Source organism: Curtobacterium sp. PhB190, assembly GCF_004365385.1.
GTDB lineage: Bacteria > Actinomycetota > Actinomycetes > Actinomycetales > Microbacteriaceae > Curtobacterium.
The window spans coordinates 1-18,447 of record NZ_SODN01000016.1 but is presented as its reverse complement, the minus strand read 5'-3'; the positions used below and the strand labels follow the sequence as shown (position 1 = coordinate 18,447).

Below are 18,447 nucleotides of genomic sequence, written 5' to 3'. Positions count from 1 at the left end.
CACCCTAGGCATCTCGCATGCCCACAGGCCTCGCGGGGGCGCCGATGACTGTCACTCCAGGCTCCACGTCATCGACAACGACCGCCATCGCAGCGAGCGTCGCACCGGAACCGACCCGGATCGGCCCGAACACCTGGGTGTACGCGCCGAAGGTCACGCTGTCCCCGATGACCGGTACCCCGCCGCCCTCGCGGCGTTCTCCGATCGTGACTCCGTGCCGCAGCACACAGTCAGCCCCGATCCGCGCTTGCGGATGGACGATGATCCCGCCGAAGTGGTGGATCATCAATCGTGGACCGATCTCGACCGTCCGGGGGATGTCGATCCCGGTCACCAGTCGAACCACGCTGTAAAGCACGAAGGACAACGCGTGGAGGAACTTCCCTCGGATGCCCCTGACCTGCAGCGTGTACCTGCCGAACCGGTACACCCGAAGCGCCCAGTAGCCGGGCTGCAGGAGCCACGGGTGTCCGCCGAACAGGGCGGCTTCCTCCTGCTTGGCGGTGACGCTGTCGTAGAACGACATCAGTGTCCTCTCGAGAGCATGGACCGGTACCTGCGTGCCGCGCGATGACGGAGCCCGCTCACGACGGACACGGCGGGGTGCACGGACAATGTCTCGCGCTGGACCCGACGTGCTTCGGCGCCGATCAGTTTGCCGTGCTGCGTGGACGTCCCATCAAGGTGGAAACGAGCGACCACGATGTGCTCGACGACGAATGGGACTCCCGAGGCATACAGCCTCGCCGTGAAGTCGTAGTCGGCGGCTACCCGGAAGCTCTGGTCGTAGCGACCCGTGATCGCCGCTCGCGGGTAGAAGATAGCTTGATGCGAAGTCGGCAAGGCGTGCCACATCGAACGAGCGGGTCGAGACGCGCGGGTCTGGTCCCGAGTGGCCGCTGCTAGGACGAAGTCCCCGAGGATCACCGCAGCCTCGTGCGCGTCGAGGACCGCGGACAGTTGCGACCATCGGACGAGGCTCTCGTCGCCGCCGTTGAGGAACCAGAGGTGGTCGCCGCTTGCCGCGGCCATGCCCTTGTTCATCGCGTCGTAGATGCCGGTGTCGGGCTCAGAGATCAGCCGAACCGATCGTCCGAGATCCGACACGAGCCGAGCTGTACCGGGTGACATCCCGCCGTCGACGATGACGAGCTCACAACTATCACCCGATTCGTGGAGCAGGGTCTCCAACGAAGCGACCGTCCGCCGCAGGCCTTCGTCGTCCTGGAACGTCACGGTGATGATCGACAGCTTCGGGGGCAAGTGCAGAACCGCTCTCTCCTGGGATCACGAATCGGCGTTGGTGCCGGGTGGCGAAGACCAACCAAAGGGTGAATACGTACTCCGGCAACATGATGCCACCTGAGAAGAGAAGACTCCCGACCGCCCAGAACGGGAGCACCGCCTGCGCGACCGATCCGGTTCGCAGTCCAAGCGCCAAGCCGACGAGCGCCCACGACGCCAAGGCGATGGACGCGATGAGACCGAGCCAACCGAAGTAGAAGACGATCACGTAGAAGCCGTTGTCGAGGGAGTCGCCCGCAGCCACGCCGTTGAGGATGCCGTAGTCCGCGACGGTGTTCCGCAGTGAGCCGTACGGATGCCCGAGCGGGAAGTGCACGAGCGTGTCACCGAGGATCTGCAGCGGGCCGATCAATCGGTAGTAGGCACTCGAACCGGTGGTGAAGGTCGAGTCCAACCTCCCCGACAAGTACGGCAGCGCCAGTGACGTCAGCACCGCCAAGACGATCAGTGCAACGACCTTCAGGCGGCTCTTCCCGACGAAGATGACCATCAGGGCCACCACGCCGAAGAGGATCAACCCGGTTGCGGAGCGAACAGCGAGGAGACCTGCTCCGGCGAGCACCCAGACCGGGGCCTTCCGGTACCCCTGCGCCAGCAGCGCGACGGCAAGGGAGCCGATGACGAACGCGGCGTACGACGGCTCGAGGTAGAAGCCGGCGGCGCGCGGGATCGGATTGAACTCGAGGTGTGGGTCGTACTCGTAGAGGTACTGGTGTTCCCCGAATGGATTGAACCACTGGACTGATCCTCGTGCGCCCGTCGCGACCTGGAGCACGCAGAGCGCGACGACGATGACCAGAGCGAAGAATGCCCCGCGCAGCATGGCCGGGACTGCTGCCGGTCGGATGGTGCCCCGTCTGCACTGTCCGATGACGACGGCCGCGAACACGAACAGAGCCAAGGTCTGGAAGAAGGACGACGAACCTTCACGCGTCGAAGGAGCAGCGATCTGCACCAACGCGTTCGGGACCACCGCGATCCCCAGGGCGATGACGACGTTGCTCATCGCCAACGTGGTGCTGACGCTGATGACGAGCACTATCCCGAGGAACAGACCCATCGTGATCGGGTAGTCGCCGACCTTGCCGACCTGGAAGTGCTCGAGGAGCACGAACGCGGTGGTCAGGAGACTCACGAAGGCTCGGTAACCGTTGCTCATGCGGCGAGCACTCTCCGGTAGACGTCGACGTACTCGTCGATCATCCTGTCGGGAGAAAAGCCAGCGAGCTCGGTCGACGACACCGGGTTGCTGGGGACGGCCGACGCGATGGCGTCTGCCCATCGACGACGTTCATCCACAACCGTCACGTTCGACGACCACCCGAACTCGCGAGCGGCTCTGGACTCCGCCGCGATAACCGACATGCCAGCCGTGAGCGCTTCGACGATGGTCAACGGGTAGTAGTCGACGGTCGACGAGAACACGAGGTGAGAGTGGTCACGCATGAGGCGGTACATCTCACTGCGATCGGTGATCGCTCCGACCATGGTGGCGTTCGGGATGGGGGACGGCGCATTGTCGCCGACTACCGTCAGCCTTCCGGGGGCTATCCGCGCGATCTCCTCCAACAGGCTCCAGTCGACCTTCGCTGCGTCACGAAGGTCTCGGCATATGAAGAGGAACCGTGCCGGAGTGGAGCGGTGATCGACCGGACGCTGCGCCCAGGCCATGTTCCAGAACCGCGGATCAACCGAATTCGTGACGGTGGTCACATCTGAGAGACCGCCCGCTTCCATCTCCTCAGCCAGCCATGAGGCGCAGGCGACCATCTGCAAGGGCACGCTCGATCGAACGTCGTCGATCGCCCGGCGACGTGCAACGAACGTGGGTGCCGCTCGATCGATCTTCGCGGGCGGGTACGCGGTCAAGAAGGGACAAGGGTCACACCCGCCCTCCCACCCGGTGCACGTCCCGGGCTGTGCGCACCGCCCAGTCATCGCCCACTGGTCGTGCATGGTCCACACGATGGGCTTCCCTTCCTCAGCGATCATCGAGAGAAGGTCGGTCGGCGGCATCATGTAGCTGTGGATGGCATGGAGGTGGACGACGTCGCTCTGTCGCACCGCCCGTCGCAGGGACGCTCTCCTCGACCGTGATGGGCGGACCACCTCGGTCCCGACGATCTGGTGCGCAGCGAGATTGAGCGCGGCTCGCGGAGCCGATGTGAGTCGGAGAGCGCCGTACTCCGCTTCCAGCGGGGACGGGCTTCCGCCCTTCGCATAGCCGTACGCGATCTTCGCGCCGATCCCACGCGACGGCAGGCCGTCGTGCAGGATGCGCGCGACCCCGGCCGCGCCGCCCTCACTGAGGCGAACGTTGATCTGGAGCACCTCGGTCATCTCAGCGGCCCCTCCTCGGCCGAAGTGACCCCGTTCACTTCACGCCGTTCACTGACGGACGCATTCTGGAAGGGGGGAGCCTCGAGCGCGGCCATCAATATGCTCCTTGCGATCGCCAGACGGCCTTGGCAGTCCGCCAGAGCACCACGAGATCACCCGTGATGGACCAGTTCTCCACGTAGTACAGGTCCAACCGCACCGAATCCTCCCACGACAGGTCGGACCGACCGCTGACCTGCCACAGACCGGTCATGCCCGGCTTCACCAGGAACCGACGGTGGACGTGCGTGTCGTAGCGCGCGACCTCGCGGGCGAGCGGAGGACGTGGACCGACGAGCGACATGCTGCCGGCGAGGACGTTGAACAGCTGCGGCACCTCGTCGAGGCTGTATCGCCGCATGAAACCGCCGATCCGGGTGACACGGGGATCGTTCCGCATCTTGAACAGGACGTCGTTCCCCTCGGCCCGGTCCAGGGCGCTGAGCTCCTGCAGGCGATCTTCGGCATCGACGACCATCGATCGGAACTTGATCATCCGGAAGGTACCGCCGTTCAGGCCGACTCGCTCCTGGCGGAAGAAGACCGGACCCGGTGTGGTGGTCTTCACCAGCACCGTCAGCACGAGCAGCAGCGGCGACAGGACGATGACGAGCAGCGCTGCACCGACCAGGTCGAAGGCACGCTTCGTGTAGAGCTTGCGCCCAGAGTACGTCGGCGTCTCGACGTGGATGAGCGGGAGCCCCTGCACGGGCCGCGTGTGGATGCGCGGTCCTCCGATGTCGGTCAGGCTCGGTGCGACGACCAGGTGCTGCCGGCCGGGCTCGAGCGACCAGCTGAGTTCGCGGACCCGCTCCGGCGGCAGGTCGTCGGAGCTCGTGATCACGACGGTGTCGGCACCGGTCTCGCGCAAGGCGGAGCCGACGTCGTCGAACCCGCCGTGGCTGCGGATCGTCGAGCCCGCCAGCATCCCGCGGTGGTTGGAGGACACGACGGCACCCACCACGCGGTACCCGGCTTCGGGTGAACGAGCCAGTTCGCGGCCGATGTGCAGCACGCTGGCCGGCGAGCCGACCAGCAGCACCGTCGCCGAGTACGCACCCTGCTGACGCTGGGCGACCAACCACTGCCGCCACATCCACCGCGACAGCAGCAACACGAGGATCCCGATGGGGAAGGCGATGAGCACGTACCCGCGCGCGAGATCGACGTGCAGCAGGAACGCCGCGATCGCCAGCAGCCCGAACACCCGGACGCTGGAGTCCGCGACCAGGCGGTACTCCGTGCTCCCGACACCGATGACTCGCGCCCCGCGGGTGTCGTACAGGGCGAGCGCGCTCATCCACACCACGATCACGACGATCGAGATCGCCGAGTAGCTGAGCCGGAGGTCCGCGGTGTTGGTGGCGAGGTTCGACTCGATCCCCAGCCAGGCGATCTGCACGCCGAAGACCACCCAGATCAGCGCCAGCAGATCCGTGATGAGCACCCGGCGCGAGTACGAGCGGCTCCACTCGTCGCGGGCCCCGACCACGCTCGGTGCGCGGAGCGCGTCCGCCGTCACGGTCGCATCACCACGACGCACCGCCGTCACTCGAGACCCTGACCGTCTCGCCGTCCCACAGCCAGACGTCCTGTCCGGCACGGTCGATCGTGACGGTGCCGTCGGAGTCCGCACCGTCGGCGCAGCCCACCGGCGAGACCGCGGTGCTGGGGGTCACGTCCGCCGCGGGCATGGTCACGAGTTGCACGCCGGAGCAGGACGCCACGTCCACGCGGGCCAGGGTGTACTCGCCGCCGTCGACCGCGATCGAGCGCACACCGCCCATCGGCACGTCCACCCATGCATCCGTCCCGGCCCGCCACTCAAGCTGGCCGTCGCAGATCACGACCGAGGTCCGCTCCCCCTGGAACGCCTCGATCGGGTCCGCGCACGGGGCGTGGATCGTCCCGCTCGCGAGCACCACACCGTCGGTGCTGATCCCGGCGCCGGCGGCGCCTGGCGTCCCCGCGCTCCACGTCACGCCCGCATCGGTGCTGGTCCGCGCCGTCGTGGTGCAGTCGTCACCGACGCCCGCCAGGATCGAGAGCTCCGCACTGGAGGCCCGGATCGCCATGAGCGATCCGACATCCGTCCCGAGTCCCACCGGAACCCACGTCGACCCGCCGTCCACGGTGTGTTCCAGCACCGGCCGGGGGCCGCCGCACGACCCGCCGGACGCACGCCATGCCTCCCGGTCGTCCACGGCTGCCAACAGACGCCGCCCCCGCTGAGCGGTGGATGCGGAGTCTGCGTCAGCAGACGCGCTCGCGCGCGGCGTCTCGGTCGTGTCGGGTGTACTCGTGAACGTGGGGATCGGGCCCGCAGGTCCGTTCTGCTCCGGCGCGGTGCGCCCCAGGGCGAGGGAGACGAGCACGACGTCGATCGCGACCAGCACCACCACGACGGCCGCCACCACGATGAGTGTGGTTCGGGGCAGTGCGCGGCCGAGGCTTCGGGTCCCCCGGCGCGTCGTCATGTCGCGGCTCCGCTCAGCGTCCGGCTCGCCGGAGCACGCCGAGCTTCTTGCCGGGTTGCTTCGGCGGGGTCACCGATGCGGTGGCGCCGTCGTCCTGGCCGTAGCCGTACCCGTACCCGTACCCGTACCGGCCGTACCCGTACGCACCGGGACCCTTGACGGGCATCTTGGTGATGACGAAGCCGGAGATCGGGGCGCCGACGTTCTCGAGCGATGCGATGGCTGCCGCCAGTTGCCCCTTGTGGGTGTGGCCCGAGGCGACCGCGATGATCGCGCCCGATGCCTTCTTCGCCAGGATCGCCGCGTCGGTCACCGGGAGCAGCGGCGGCGCGTCGAACAGCACGTAGTCGAACTGCTGCTCGAGGCGCTCGATCAGGTCCTGCATCGCGCGCGAGCCGAGGAGTTCCGACGGGTTCGGCGGGATCGGTCCGGCGGGCAGGACGACGAGCTTGCCGCGCCCCCACGGGTGTGCGACGTCCTCGAGGTCGGCACGACCGATGAGCACGTCGGTGAGGCCGGCGTTGCCCTCGACGTCCATGTACTCGGCGACGCGGGGGCGGCGCAGATCGGCGTCGATCAGGATGACCCGGAAGCCGGCGCTGTCCAGGGCGATCGCGAGGTTCGCCACGGTCGTGCTCTTGCCTTCGGACTGCATCGACGACGTCATGACGAAGGTCCGAGCGCCCGTGCCGATGTCGAGGAACTGGAGGTTCGTGCGGAGCGTCCGGAAGGACTCGGCACGGGGGCTGCGGGGGTCGACCTGCACGATGAGCGGACGCTCGGCGGCCTTGGCGTCGTAGGCGATCCCGCCGATGACCGGCTTGTCGCTGATCTTCTCGACGTCGAGCTCCGTGCGGACACGGTTGTCCAGGGTCTCGCGCAGCACGGCGATCCCGATGCCGAGTGCCAGCCCGACGAGCAGACCGAGTGCGACGTTGACGGGCACGTTCGGACTGACCGGGGTGCTCGGGACGTCCGCCTGCTTGACGCGGGTCAGCTTGACCGTGCTCTTGCCGCTCGCGTCGGTGGCCTCGATGTCCTGCACGACGTTGGTCAGGCTCTGCGAGGTCGCGTTCGCGATGTTCGCGGCCTGCACCGGGTCGGTGCCCTCCACCGAGATGGAGATGAGGGTGGTGCTGGTCGGTGCCGTCGCCGACACCATGGTCGCGAGCTGGTCGGCATTCATGTCGAGCTTGAGCGACGAGATGACCGGCAACAGGACGATGGGCGTCGACACCAGGTTCGAGTACGTCAGCACGCGCTGCTGGGTGAACGTGTTGCCCTGCGCCAGGTCGCTCGCGCTGCCGGACGTCTCCGTGGAGACGAAGACCTGCGCGGATGCTGCGTAGACCGGCTTCTTCACCAGGGAGAAGCCGGCCGCGGCCGCGACCCCGACCAGTGCCAGCACCAGGATGAAGACCCATCCCTTGCGCAAGACCGCTATGTAGTCGCGTAGCTCCACGCGGCACCCTTCCCCGGAAGTCGCCGCGCCCTGCAGAGTCCCTGTCGCAGGTCGACCGGGATCGTCCCAGCGTTCGGCAGGGAAATACTGCCACACCGATGAGACGCGCTCGGGGTCGCGCGACGTCGAGTCTCGTTCTGCGTCCCGTACGGTGGCGACATGCAGCCCGAACCGGACGCGCCGACCGCCGCCCGCCCTTCCTCGGCGGTGCGGGACCTGCAGGTCATCGTGATCGCGCTCCTGGTCGCCGTGCTGCTGTCCCGGGTCGTCGGTGGCGTCGCCCGGACTGGGGGTCTGCCCTCCCCGATCACGCAGGTGCTGGTCGCCGACCTGGCCGTGTGGGTGCCGCTCGTGCTCGGCGTCGGGTGGGTGCTCCGGAGGTCCTCTCCGGCACTGCTGGTGCGCCGGCTCGGGCTCGGGTGGGCCGACGCCGTCGCGGCCATCGGCATCTTCATCGTGTGCCGCGGGCTCGACGCCGTGCTGTCCGTCGCGTTCTTCGGTGTGACCGGGCTGACGCCGCAGCCGACCCTCGGCACGCCGGACGTGCTGCTGCTCGTGGTCTCGGCGATCGGGGTGTGCCTGGTCAGTCCGGTGCTCGAGGAGATCGTGTTCCGTGGTCTCATGCAGCGCCGGCTGTCGGCCGAGCTGACGCCGCGCACGCGGTTCCTGGCCGTGCTGGTGACCGCGTTCGCGTTCGCGCTGATGCACCTGGCGATCAGCACGCCCGCATCGTCGGTCGCGGGGTTCGAGGTCTTCGTGACGACGTTCGTGCTCGGCCTGCTGACGGGGACGCTCGTCGCGATGACCGGACGCATCGGCGGGGCGGTCCTGGCGCACGTCCTGTTCAACACCGTGGCCGTCGTGCTCACCTGGCCGCGCTGACATCGATCGCACCAGCAGACGCACCGACCGGTAACGTCCTCCTCGAATGTCTCGCCCAACCAGCATCCTCGAGAGCCCCCTCGCGCGGCAGGCTCCCCTGAGTGCGCTGTTGGCGCTCAGCGCCGTCCTGAGCATCACGGTGCCGTCGCTCCAGGTGACGGACGGCGGCCTGTTCGTCGCGAGCCTCGCGGTCACCGGTCTCGCGACGGTCGTGGCTGCGGTGGCACTGGCGTTGCCGCACTCCGTCGGGCTCGTGCCGGCGCTGCTGGTGCTCGACTTCGTGGCGATCGCGCTGTTCCGGACGAGCACGGGCGCAGGTGCCTCGGTCTTCACCTCGCTCGCCGTCCTGCCGGTCGTCTGGTGCGGATCGCTCCGTGGCCGCCTGACCGTTGTGTACGCGGCGCTGGGCGTGACGCTCGTGATCATGGCGCCCTACGTCCTGACGCCGACGAACGTGCCCGGAGCGAGCGAGTTGGTCCGCCTTGGCGTCACCGTGATCGTGTTCGGGACGGTCGCGGCAGTCGTGCAGGAGCTCTCACGGCGAGCGCGGCGCAACGTCCGCGCTGCCCGACTGGGCGAGGAACGCGTCCGCGCGGAGATCGACCGTGCCGCCGCCGTTCAGCGCTCGCTGCTCCCCACGCCGACCGACCACCTGGGCGCCGACGTCGCGGTGGCGGGCGCCTGCCTGCCGGCGAAGTCGGTCGGTGGTGACTTCTTCGACTGGTACGAGACGAACAGCGGGATCGCCGTCAGCCTCGGTGACGTGATGGGCAAGGGCGTGGGGGCGGGGCTCATCGCAGCGGCCGTGCGGGCCACGGTCCGCAGTTCCCGTGCCGTCGACGACCCGTCCGAGGCGCTCCTGCGGGCGGCCGACGGGCTCGCCGCCGAGGGCAGCGCGACCGACGTGACGTTCACCACGCTGTTCCACGCGCGCATCTCGACCGACGGCACCTTCCGGTGGGCGGACGCGGGCCACGGGTTGAGCCTGGTGCTCCGGTCAGGCGGCGGCGTGGATCGGCTCCGGTCGAGCGATCTCCCGCTCGGGATGGGGCTCCGCGACGAGTGGGCGACGACCGAGGGGTTCCTCGACACCGGCGACCTGCTCATCTCGTTCAGTGACGGTGTGCTCGACCTGTTCGGCGGGCGCGAGGACACCGTCGACGCCGTGGCCGATCTCGCACGGGCCTGCGGCTCCGAACCCACGGCGTTGGTGGCGGCACTGTCCGCGCGGGCGGACGAGGTCGCGCACGACGACGATGTGACGGTGATCGCGATCCGACGAGCGCCGGTGGCGACCGTGGCCTCCGCGCTGCCCGCGCAACCGGCGCGCCGAGAGCGCACGTGACCTGGCGATCAGCACGACCACATCGTCAGTCGCGGGCTTCGAGCCGATGTTCGTGCTCGGCCTGCTGACGGGGACGCTCGTCACCATGACCGTGCGCATCGGCGGCGCGATCCTGGCGCACGTCCTGTGCAACACCGTGGCCTTCCTGCTCACCCGGCCCCACTGACACCGGTTCGGACACTCGTCGACGTCGACTGCGCAGCGGGACCAGGAACGCGCTGAGCACCAGGACGCCACCGATCACTACGCCGGTCACGCGGTCACCGTTTGCGTCGTCGTCGGGCCAGAGACCGCCGAACAGCAGTCCCATCCCAACGGTCTCGACGGTGTAGAACACCGCAAGGTTCCGTGCCCAGTGCGGACGCCGTTCCTTCCGCGGGGCATCTCGCCCGGTCTCGAACCACATGGCGGTGCCGAACGCACCCCACGCCACGAAGACGAGGCTCTCGACCGGGAACCAGCGCTGGAGGATCGTGAGTGTACAGATCCCCATTGCGAAGCCGAGCAGCAACCACCCGAGCGATGCGAGGCGACGCCGACTCACTGACGGTCCTCCGGCGCCGCTGCCTGTTCGCGCCGGAAGCGCTCGATCTCGGCATCGACCTGCCGCCGCGAGAACCGCTTCGCCACGAGCGCGGCCCAGATCGAGCCGACCGCGGTGATCGCGACGCCGAGGACGGTCCCCTCGACGCGGAGTTCACCGTCGCCCCGGTTCGGCACGATGGCACCGACCAGCAAGCCCACCCCGATGACCGTGATCGTCGACAGCACGAACGTGGCGACGGGGCTGCCCAGGCGCGGACGACCAGTCGGCAGTGACCAGGCCGAGGTCGCGAGCACGAACCAGCCGACGAGGACCCCGGCACTCACCGGGAACCACCGCCCCAGCACGAGCAGCAGCCCGAGCGACAGGACGAACCCGCCGGCGCACCAGAGCCACCACCGGTTCCGCTCCCGCCGCTGCTGTCCGGCCACGTCATCAGTCCCCATGGGTCGAACGTACAGGTCACCGGCGATCGGCCCGGACGAGCCGATCGCCGATGACCTGTCGGTGTCAGGACAGGGCGGAGAAGGACGCGTCGCGGATGAGCACAGTTGCGGCTCCGGCAGCGACCTGCTGCTGCGGGTCGCTGGACAACCCGAGCTGCCAGTCGCCGCCACCCGGCTTCGCGGGCAGCGTGAACTCGACGGTCGTGTCCGAGGCGTTGAGCAGGACCGCGACGGTGTCGTCGCCCTGTTCGAGGACGAGCATCACCGCCCGGTTGCCGCCGTCGGCCCAGTCCGCGTCCTCGAAGCCGGCGTTGTCGGCGCGGAGCACCGAGACGGTCGAGTCGGAGTCACCGGGTGCCGTGCGGTACCACTCCGGACGCAGGGAACGGTGCTGCGCCCGGAACGCGATGGCCGCGGTCGTGAACGCGAGCAGGTCCCGGTCGGCCGCTTCCCAGTCGAACCACGAGATCTCGTCGTCCTGGCAGTAGGCGTTGTTGTTGCCGCCCTGGGACCGAGCGATCTCGTCGCCGCCGAGGATCATCGGCACACCGGCCGACAGCAGCAGGGTGCCGAGGAAGTTCCGGCGCTGTCGATCGCGGTACGCGTTGACGCCGGCGTCGTCCGTAGGCCCCTCGACGCCGCCGTTGAACGAGGCGTTGTCGCTCTCGCCGTCGTTGTTGTCCTCGCCGTTCGCCTCGTTGTGCTTCTCGGCGTACGAGGTCAGGTCCGCCAGGGTGAAGCCGTCGTGTGCCGTGACGAAGTCGACCGAGCACAGCGGCGAGCGGCGGGACCCCTCGTACACGTCCGGGCTGCCGAGGACACGCTGGACGGCGTCACCGAGCGCCCCCTCGTCGCCGCGCCAGAAGGCACGGAGGTCGTCGCGGTACTTGCCGTTCCACTCGGACCAGTCGGCCGGGAACCCGCCGACCTGGTACCCCGCGGTGTCCCACGGCTCGGCGATCATCTTGACCCGACGGAGCACCGGGTCCTGGTGGACGATGTCGAGGAACGCTGAATGCTTCTCGGCCTCGCCGTCCTGTCGCGTCAGCGTCGTCGCCAGGTCGAAGCGGAAGCCGTCGACGTGCATCTCCTCGACCCAGTAGCGCAGCGAGTCCATGATGAGCCCGAGCGCCGCCGGATGGCCGACGTTGAGCGAGTTGCCGGTGCCGGTGGTGTCGAAGTAGTTGGCCTCGTCACCCTCGACGAGGCGGTAGTACGACTCGTTGTCGATGCCCTTGAACGACAACGTCGGGCCCATGTGGTTGCCCTCGGCGGTGTGGTTGTAGACGACGTCCATGATGACCTCGAGCCCCGCGGCGTGCAGGGCCTTGACCATCTCCTTGAACTCGGCGACCTGCTCGCCGGCGGTGCCGCTGGACGAGTACTCGTCGTGCGGTGCGAAGAACCCGATGGAGTTGTAACCCCAGTAGTTGCGGAGCCCCTTGTCGGCAAGGGTCGAGTCCTGGACGAACTGGTGCGTGGGGAGCAGCTCGACGGCCGTGACGCCGAGATCGACCAGGTGCTGGATCGCCGCCGGGTGCGCCATGCCGGCGTAGGTGCCGCGGATCGCCTCGGGGACGTCCGGGTGCTGCTTCGTGAAGCCCTTGACGTGGACCTCGTAGAAGACGGTGTCGGCCAGACTGGTCGAGGGACGGACGTCGTCGCCCCAGTCGAACGAGCGGTCGGCGACGACCGACTTCGGCATCGCGGCGGCGGAGTCGGTGTCGTCGCGGGTCTCGGGGTCGTTCATGTCGTGGCCGAACAGAGCCTGGCCCCACTCGTACGAGCCGTCGACCGCCGTGGCGTACGGGTCGAGCAGGAGCTTGGCGCCGTTGTGGCGCAGGCCCTTGGCCGGGTCCCACGCGCCGTGCACGCGGAAGCCGTAGCGGGTGCCGACGGCGACGCCGGGGACGATGTCGTGGAAGGTGTAGCCGGTGCGGTGCTGCAGCTCGGTGCGGTGTTCGTTCCCGTCGTCGTCGAACGTGCAGAACTCGACGCGCTCCGCGGTGCTGGAGAAGAGTGCGACGTTGGCGCCGCCGTCGACGAGCGTGACGCCGAGCGGGGTGCGGGCAGAAGTGGTCATCGTGTCGTTGTACCGGGCGGCCGCTGTGGTCCCGGCTCGCGCACGTACCCCGCCAGGCATGGATGCGCAGACCGGACAGCTGCGACCGCCTCGTCGGACACCGGACGGTGACCGAGGGCGTCTGCTCCTCGTTCGGGTCGAGGAGCAGGCGCCCTCGCGCTACGACGACGTCGGGTTCGGCGCGGCGGTCCGCGACGATGCCAGCCCGGAACAGGGATCGGGCCCCCGCAGCTGAGCGGCGCGGGGTAGCTCACGAGACGGTACGGACGTGCCGCTCTCCGGGCGCACAGGTACGCGGAAATCCACGGGAGCGGCCCCGCTGCCATCCAGAGAACGCGCGTTCCCCGTTTGGGGGATACCAACGAGGGGCGTCGCCTGATTGGGTCATCGAGTCAGCAACTCCGTTGCGGACGAGATCCGCGCGGAGCTTTGGCACCAAGCGAAGGTGACCTCCCTCGGGTGGGGCGGTCACGGTGGGTGCCGGCGTGTCGATTCGGGTTCGACGCGGCGGCACCCCCATTCACGAGACGCGCAGGGGTCCTCACTTTAGGGGACTCGCCTGTACCCCGTTCTGGGTGTACCGATTCGTCTGTCCTCCGACTGTGATGGGTGCCTGGGCTCCACTGTCCGCATCCACCCGAAGGAGCGCGCATGACCGTCACCGTCCCGCGTCTGAGCGCCGTCCTGTCGTCGGCCGAGCCGCCGCACCGATCGGCGCTCCGGCCGCTCCCCCGCGCGTGGACGCGGTGGCTCCTCCGGCTCGCGTTCGCCGTGCCCTACGTCGTGGTCGCCGTGCTCTCGATCGAGATCCCGACCACACCGATCCTGGAGCTCACCGGCAACCAGGCGACCCTCGACCGGGCGACGGCGGCACTCGACGGCGGCGTCGTGCAGGCCGTCGGTCAGCTCTACCCGCTGCTCTCCGGCGTCCTGCTCCGGTTCCTGCCGTTCGGCGTGCACGGTGCAGCGGTCCTCGGCGGCCTCGCAGCCGGCGTGCTGCTGCAACTCCTGGCGCAGGCCATGCTCCGGCGCGGTCTCCGGATGCGGAAGGTGGTCGTCTTCACGATCGCGCTCGGCGCGAACCCGCTCTACGCCTTCGTCGCCCTCAACGACCTGCAGGCCTTCCTCGGCATCGCGCTGTTCGCGCTCGCGATCGCCGACATGGTGCGGTTCTTCTCGTACGGCGACACCCAGGCGGGGTTCCGTGCCGGCCTGTCGTTGATGGTGTCGACGCTCGTCGACCCGATGGGCCTCGTCTACGTCGTCATCGCAGCTCTGACCGCCCCGCTGCTGGAGCTCGCCCGGCACGGACAGCCGGGCATCCGCCGAGCGAACACGCTCGTCCTCGTGTTCCCGAGCATCGCCGTCATCGGCTCGATGTCCGTGCTCGACCTGCTCGTCCTCCGCGACCCGTTCGCGGCACTGCGGAACACCGTGCACACCGACAGCACCCGGCTGAGCGGCCTCGAGCACCTGGTGGGTTCGTTCGACGGGCTGTTGCTCCTCGCGATGGTCGTCGCGGGGTGCCTCCTGGCCCTGCTCGTGCACCGACCCGGTGCGATCGTCATCGTGGTCGCGCTGTTCGCCGGGATCCTCGCCGGCTACGCGATCGGGCTCATCCCGGTCGCCACCGCCGGCAACACGTTCGTCACGATGCTCGCCGTCGCGATCGCGATCCTCCCGCGTGTCAGCAGCCGGGTCACGAGCGCTCTCGTCATGGTGCTCGCCGCCCTCCAGATCCCGCTCGCGTGGACCGCGGCGTTCGAACGCGAGGTCGTCGCCGAGTGGATGCACGCCCTGGTCTCGGCGGTGGGCGCATGACCGCCGTCGTGTCCGGTGCGTCCGCCGTCTCCAGCGAGACCGACGCCCCGTCGATCGACGAGACGACCGCCCGGCACCGCGGCGGCGAGTCCGACTGGCGCCCACCGCACCGGTGCTCGGTCCGCCGGCACGTCGACGAGGGCTGGGTCGCCTCCGCACGGATCCGCGAGGGTGTCCTCGTCCTGACCAGCGGCCGGTCGGACCCGGATGTGCTCCGGGCCGCCTTGACCGAGGAGTTCGGCGAGCCGGTCGTGCTCCGGACGGTCGATGAGGCCGAGGTCCGCCAGCGCATCATGTGGGAGCTGGACGACGAGGTCGCCGACCTCGCCGCACACGACCTCGCCCGCACGATCCCGGCCATGTCCGCCCGCACGGTGCTGTCCCGCGGTCAACAGGTCGGCGGCGGCATCGCCCTGCTCGCGTTCGCCGGCTGCCTGGTGATCGCTCCGGGTACGACCGCCGCCATCGTCACCGCGGTGCTCTCGCTCGGGTTCCTGGCCGGCATCGTCTTCAAGTTCTGGGTCTCCATGGTCGGCGCGCGCTTCGACCTCGTCGAGCAGGTCTCAGCGGCCGACGTCGCCGCGCTCGATGACACCACGCTGCCGACGTACACCGTCCTGGTCCCGGTGTTCCGCGAGGCGAACATCGTCGGCGACCTCGTCCGCAACCTCGAGGTCCTCGACTGGCCGAAGGACCGCCTCGAGGTCCTGGTCCTCGTCGAGGCCGAGGACCACGAGACACGCCAGGCCGTCCTCGACGCTGAACCACCGGCCTGGATGCGGATCGTCATCGTCCCTCCCGGGGCGCCGCAGACCAAGCCGCGCGCCTGCAACGTCGGCCTCGCGATCGCCCGCGGCGAGTACGTGGTCATCTACGACGCCGAGGACCGCCCCGACCCCGACCAGCTCAAGAAGGTGTTCACCACGTTCGAGCGGGCCGGCACCGACACGGTGTGCGTCCAGGCCGCCCTGAGCTACTTCAACGCCGACGAGAACGCCCTGACGCGCATGTTCACGCTGGAGTACTCGTACTGGTTCGACTACATGCTCGCCGGCCTCGACGCCCGGAACCTGCCGATCCCGCTGGGCGGGACCTCGAACCACTTCCGCACCGAGCTCCTGCGCGAGCTCGGTGGTTGGGACCCCTACAACGTCACCGAAGACGCCGACCTGGGGATCCGTGCGTCCGCGGTCGGGTACCGCGTCTCCGTCGTCAACTCGACCACGATGGAGGAGGCGAACACCTCGATCCCGAACTTCGTCCGGCAGCGGTCGCGGTGGATCAAGGGGTACATGCAGACCGCCCTCGTCCACGCCCGGCGCCCCCGTGCGCTCGTGCGGGAGATCGGGTTGCGCCGGGCTGCTGCGTTCGCGCTGCTCATCGCCGGGACACCGTTGACGTTCCTCGGCATGCTGCCCGGCATCGCGGTGACGATCGCCACCTTCGTGCTGCCCACGGCGTGGACGGCCCCGGTGTTCCCCGCCCCGGTGCTCTGGCTGTGCGTGCTCGACTTCCTGCTCGGCAACGCCACGATGATCTACCTGACCATGATGGGGCCGTACAAACGCGCTCGGTTCGACCTGATGCTCTGGGCGTTGCTGAACCCCGCGTACTGGGTGCTGCACTCGGTCGCCGCCTACAAGGGCCTGTGGCAGCTCATCACCCGACCCCACTACTGGGAGAAGACGGAGCACGGTCTCACCAAGACGTCATCCGTGTGAGTACTGCGGTCGCCGCGGCGTCTCCCGTTCAGGGGGTTGCCGCGGCGGTCGAGGTGGAGCACGCTGTGGTCGGTCCGGTCATGTCAGCACCTGAGGGGAAACCATCATGCGATCGCTCGTCTACACCAGCACGCAGACCCGACCGATCACGGACTCGGAACTCGCGCAGATCCTCGCCGTCGGCCGGGAGAAGAACACCCGCCTCGGTGTCACCGGGATGCTCGCACACCGCGACGACAACTGCATCGGCATCATCGAGGGCAACGACGACGTCGTCGCTGAACGCTTCGATCAGGTCCGAGCCGATCCCCGCCACACCAACGTCCGAGTGCTCCTCAACGAGCCGATCCGACACCGGTCCTTCCCGGACTGGTCGATGGCGTTCCAGCCGCTCGACCCGTTGCTGCACGACGTGCCGGGGTTCAGCGACCTCTTCACCGCCAACCGCCCCAACGACTCCACCTTCGGTGCGTCCCGCGCGCGTGCTCTGCTCGACTGGTTCCGGAAGCACCCGCTCGCTCCCTTGACGAACCAGGACGCGGCCGACGAGGAGATCCCCCGAACCCGGATCCTGAACGCCGCGATCACCGCTGTCCACGCCGGCGGCGCGTCCCGGTTCACCCTCGAGGACGTCGCAGAACGCGCGGGGATGACCGTCCCCGAGGTCCTGGGGCTCTTCCCGTCGCAGCACGCCGTGCTCGCCGCGACCGTGATGCGGTGGACCCGAGCAGTCTCCGCTCCCCTGCTCCCCCTCGCCGCCGAGAAGGGCACGATCGCGTTCCTGCACGCGCTCCTCGCCGCCCATGCCGAGGAACCCGCCCTGATGCGCCTGATCGCGTCCACACTCGCCACGTCGACCGACCCGTCGACCGACGGAGCGGACTACTACCGGTCCGCCTACCTCCAGTTCCGTGAGACCGTGCGCACCGCCCTCGCCGAAGACGTCCGTGCCGGGCGGGAACCCGCCACGATGGATCCGATCCGCGGTGCACAGCAGCTCCTCGCCCTCTACGACGGCATCCGCCTGCAGGCGCTCCTCACACCGGACACCGACGTCGTCGACGCCTTCGACCGCGCCGCGTCGCGCATGCGACGGGGCTGGACCGAACACTACGAACGACCCGCCTACTGGGACCTGCCCACGATCCCCAGCGCCTGACGACGGGGGCCGGCCCCGCCGACTCCACATGGGCCGATGGCCGAGAGGCACAGCATCGCGCGAGTGGTAGGACCTGTCCATGGTGTTCTACGACGCACGTCCGATCCGCACGGCAGGGCAGGTGCTGCTCGATGTCGTCGTGGTGGCCGGGATGGTCGCCGCGGTTCTGCTCGGGCGAGCGGTCTCCGCATCGATCAGCGCCCTCGCCGACATCGGAACTCGTGTCCACGACCAGGGCACCGCGTTCCAGGAGCAGTTGCGCAGCACCGCAACGGCACTCGAGAAGGTGCCGTTCATCGGCAAGTCGGTCAGCGCACCGCTGCAGGACGCGAGCCAGAGCGCGCAGCGGATCGCGGCTGCCGGAGCAGAACAGCAGCAGGAGACGCTGCACGTGGCGCACCTCCTGGGTACCTCGTCGACCGCGGTGCTGATCATCGTCCTGGTGGTGGTCTGGATCCGGTACCGCGGCGGCTTCATCCGGCTCGCCACGCTCACACAGCGCCTCGGTCAGCAGCCGGACGGAGCCGAGTTGCTCGCCGTCCGCGCGCTGACGACCCGGAACGCCGCCGGCCGGCTCGGCGTCGACGTCGTCGACCGATGGCGGCACCGGGATCCGGAGGTCATCCGCGCGCTGGCCGATCTCGAGCGGCGCTCCACCGGGCTCCGCGTGGCGCCTTCGCGGACGTCGTGACCTCCCGCCCACGAGGGCGGGATCGGGTCAGGCACAACTGGTGCGGCCGAGTCCGAGGAAGCGGACGGTGCTGATGCGGACGCTGCTGGCGGAGGTCGTCGTCCACGTCGAGGTGACGTCGGCGCGGACGGT

The 18,447-nt window shown here is 69.0% G+C and carries 16 protein-coding genes; 6 read left to right on the top strand and 10 right to left on the bottom strand.

The window, feature by feature from the left end:
* Positions 1–4: 4 nt before the first annotated feature.
* The 7 genes from EDF47_RS18680 to EDF47_RS18650 form a co-directional block, all read right to left on the bottom strand.
* A complete protein-coding gene (locus tag EDF47_RS18680) occupies positions 5–526 on the bottom strand; it encodes a serine acetyltransferase (protein ID WP_131880676.1) in 522 nt (173 codons plus the stop codon).
* The gene (locus EDF47_RS18675) at positions 526–1,191 is read right to left on the bottom strand and encodes a glycosyltransferase (RefSeq protein ID WP_243834099.1); all 666 of its coding nucleotides are present in this window, start codon (positions 1,189–1,191) and stop codon (positions 526–528) included. Before EDF47_RS18675 ends, EDF47_RS18680 begins: the two co-directional genes overlap by 1 nt.
* A complete protein-coding gene (locus tag EDF47_RS18670; protein WP_133939110.1) occupies positions 1,163–2,440 on the bottom strand; it encodes a putative colanic acid polymerase WcaD in 1,278 nt (425 codons plus the stop codon). The genes EDF47_RS18675 and EDF47_RS18670 overlap by 29 nt, the downstream gene beginning before the upstream one ends.
* Positions 2,441–2,460: 20 nt before the next feature.
* Positions 2,461–3,645, bottom strand: coding sequence for a glycosyltransferase (locus EDF47_RS18665; protein WP_243698108.1), 1,185 nt, complete (start codon positions 3,643–3,645; stop codon positions 2,461–2,463).
* A gap of 94 nt (positions 3,646–3,739) precedes the next feature.
* Entirely contained in the window at positions 3,740–5,227 is a 1,488-nt protein-coding gene (locus tag EDF47_RS18660; protein ID WP_131880669.1) for a sugar transferase, read from the bottom strand.
* The gene (locus tag EDF47_RS20000) at positions 5,214–6,098 is read right to left on the bottom strand and encodes a hypothetical protein (RefSeq protein ID WP_165932403.1); all 885 of its coding nucleotides are present in this window, start codon (positions 6,096–6,098) and stop codon (positions 5,214–5,216) included. Before EDF47_RS20000 ends, EDF47_RS18660 begins: the two co-directional genes overlap by 14 nt.
* Before the next feature lie 76 nt (positions 6,099–6,174).
* Positions 6,175–7,623: a polysaccharide biosynthesis tyrosine autokinase gene (locus EDF47_RS18650; protein WP_131880665.1), complete on the bottom strand. Its 1,449-nt coding sequence runs from the start codon at positions 7,621–7,623 to the stop codon at positions 6,175–6,177.
* A gap of 159 nt (positions 7,624–7,782) precedes the next feature.
* Here EDF47_RS18650 and EDF47_RS18645 point away from each other — a divergent pair, with 159 nt between their 5' ends.
* Positions 7,783–8,505 carry a type II CAAX endopeptidase family protein gene (locus EDF47_RS18645; RefSeq protein WP_131847461.1) on the top strand — a complete coding sequence of 241 codons (723 nt, stop codon included), beginning with the start codon at positions 7,783–7,785 and terminating at the stop codon, positions 8,503–8,505.
* Positions 8,506–8,551: 46 nt separating this feature from the next.
* Entirely contained in the window at positions 8,552–9,850 is a 1,299-nt protein-coding gene (locus EDF47_RS18640; protein WP_131880663.1) for a SpoIIE family protein phosphatase, read from the top strand.
* A 25-nt stretch (positions 9,851–9,875) separates the two neighbouring features.
* Here EDF47_RS18640 and EDF47_RS18635 read toward each other — a convergent pair whose 3' ends face one another.
* The 3 genes from EDF47_RS18635 to glgX all read right to left on the bottom strand — a co-directional run bounded on the left by EDF47_RS18635 (position 9,876) and on the right by glgX (position 12,923).
* Complete coding sequence (locus EDF47_RS18635; RefSeq protein ID WP_133985722.1) at positions 9,876–10,187, bottom strand: hypothetical protein; 312 nt, start codon at positions 10,185–10,187, stop codon at positions 9,876–9,878.
* Between the two features lie 203 nt (positions 10,188–10,390).
* Positions 10,391–10,840 (bottom strand): hypothetical protein, encoded by a 450-nt coding sequence (locus EDF47_RS18630; protein ID WP_131880659.1) that lies wholly within the window; start codon positions 10,838–10,840, stop codon positions 10,391–10,393.
* Positions 10,841–10,904: 64 nt separating this feature from the next.
* The gene (gene glgX / locus EDF47_RS18625; protein WP_131880657.1) at positions 10,905–12,923 is read right to left on the bottom strand and encodes a glycogen debranching protein GlgX; all 2,019 of its coding nucleotides are present in this window, start codon (positions 12,921–12,923) and stop codon (positions 10,905–10,907) included.
* A 651-nt stretch (positions 12,924–13,574) separates the two neighbouring features.
* Here glgX and EDF47_RS18620 point away from each other — a divergent pair.
* From EDF47_RS18620 to EDF47_RS18605, 4 genes are all read left to right on the top strand, one after another.
* On the top strand, positions 13,575–14,744 hold the full coding sequence (locus EDF47_RS18620) for a hypothetical protein (RefSeq protein ID WP_131880655.1): 1,170 nt from the start codon (positions 13,575–13,577) through the stop codon (positions 14,742–14,744).
* Positions 14,741–16,465 carry a glycosyltransferase gene (locus tag EDF47_RS18615; RefSeq protein WP_131880653.1) on the top strand — a complete coding sequence of 575 codons (1,725 nt, stop codon included), beginning with the start codon at positions 14,741–14,743 and terminating at the stop codon, positions 16,463–16,465. Before EDF47_RS18620 ends, EDF47_RS18615 begins: the two co-directional genes overlap by 4 nt.
* A 106-nt stretch (positions 16,466–16,571) precedes the next feature.
* Positions 16,572–17,624 carry a BLUF domain-containing protein gene (locus tag EDF47_RS18610; RefSeq protein ID WP_131880651.1) on the top strand — a complete coding sequence of 351 codons (1,053 nt, stop codon included), beginning with the start codon at positions 16,572–16,574 and terminating at the stop codon, positions 17,622–17,624.
* A 79-nt stretch (positions 17,625–17,703) separates the two neighbouring features.
* On the top strand, positions 17,704–18,315 hold the full coding sequence (locus EDF47_RS18605; RefSeq protein ID WP_131880649.1) for a hypothetical protein: 612 nt from the start codon (positions 17,704–17,706) through the stop codon (positions 18,313–18,315).
* Positions 18,316–18,447: the final 132 nt, after the last annotated feature.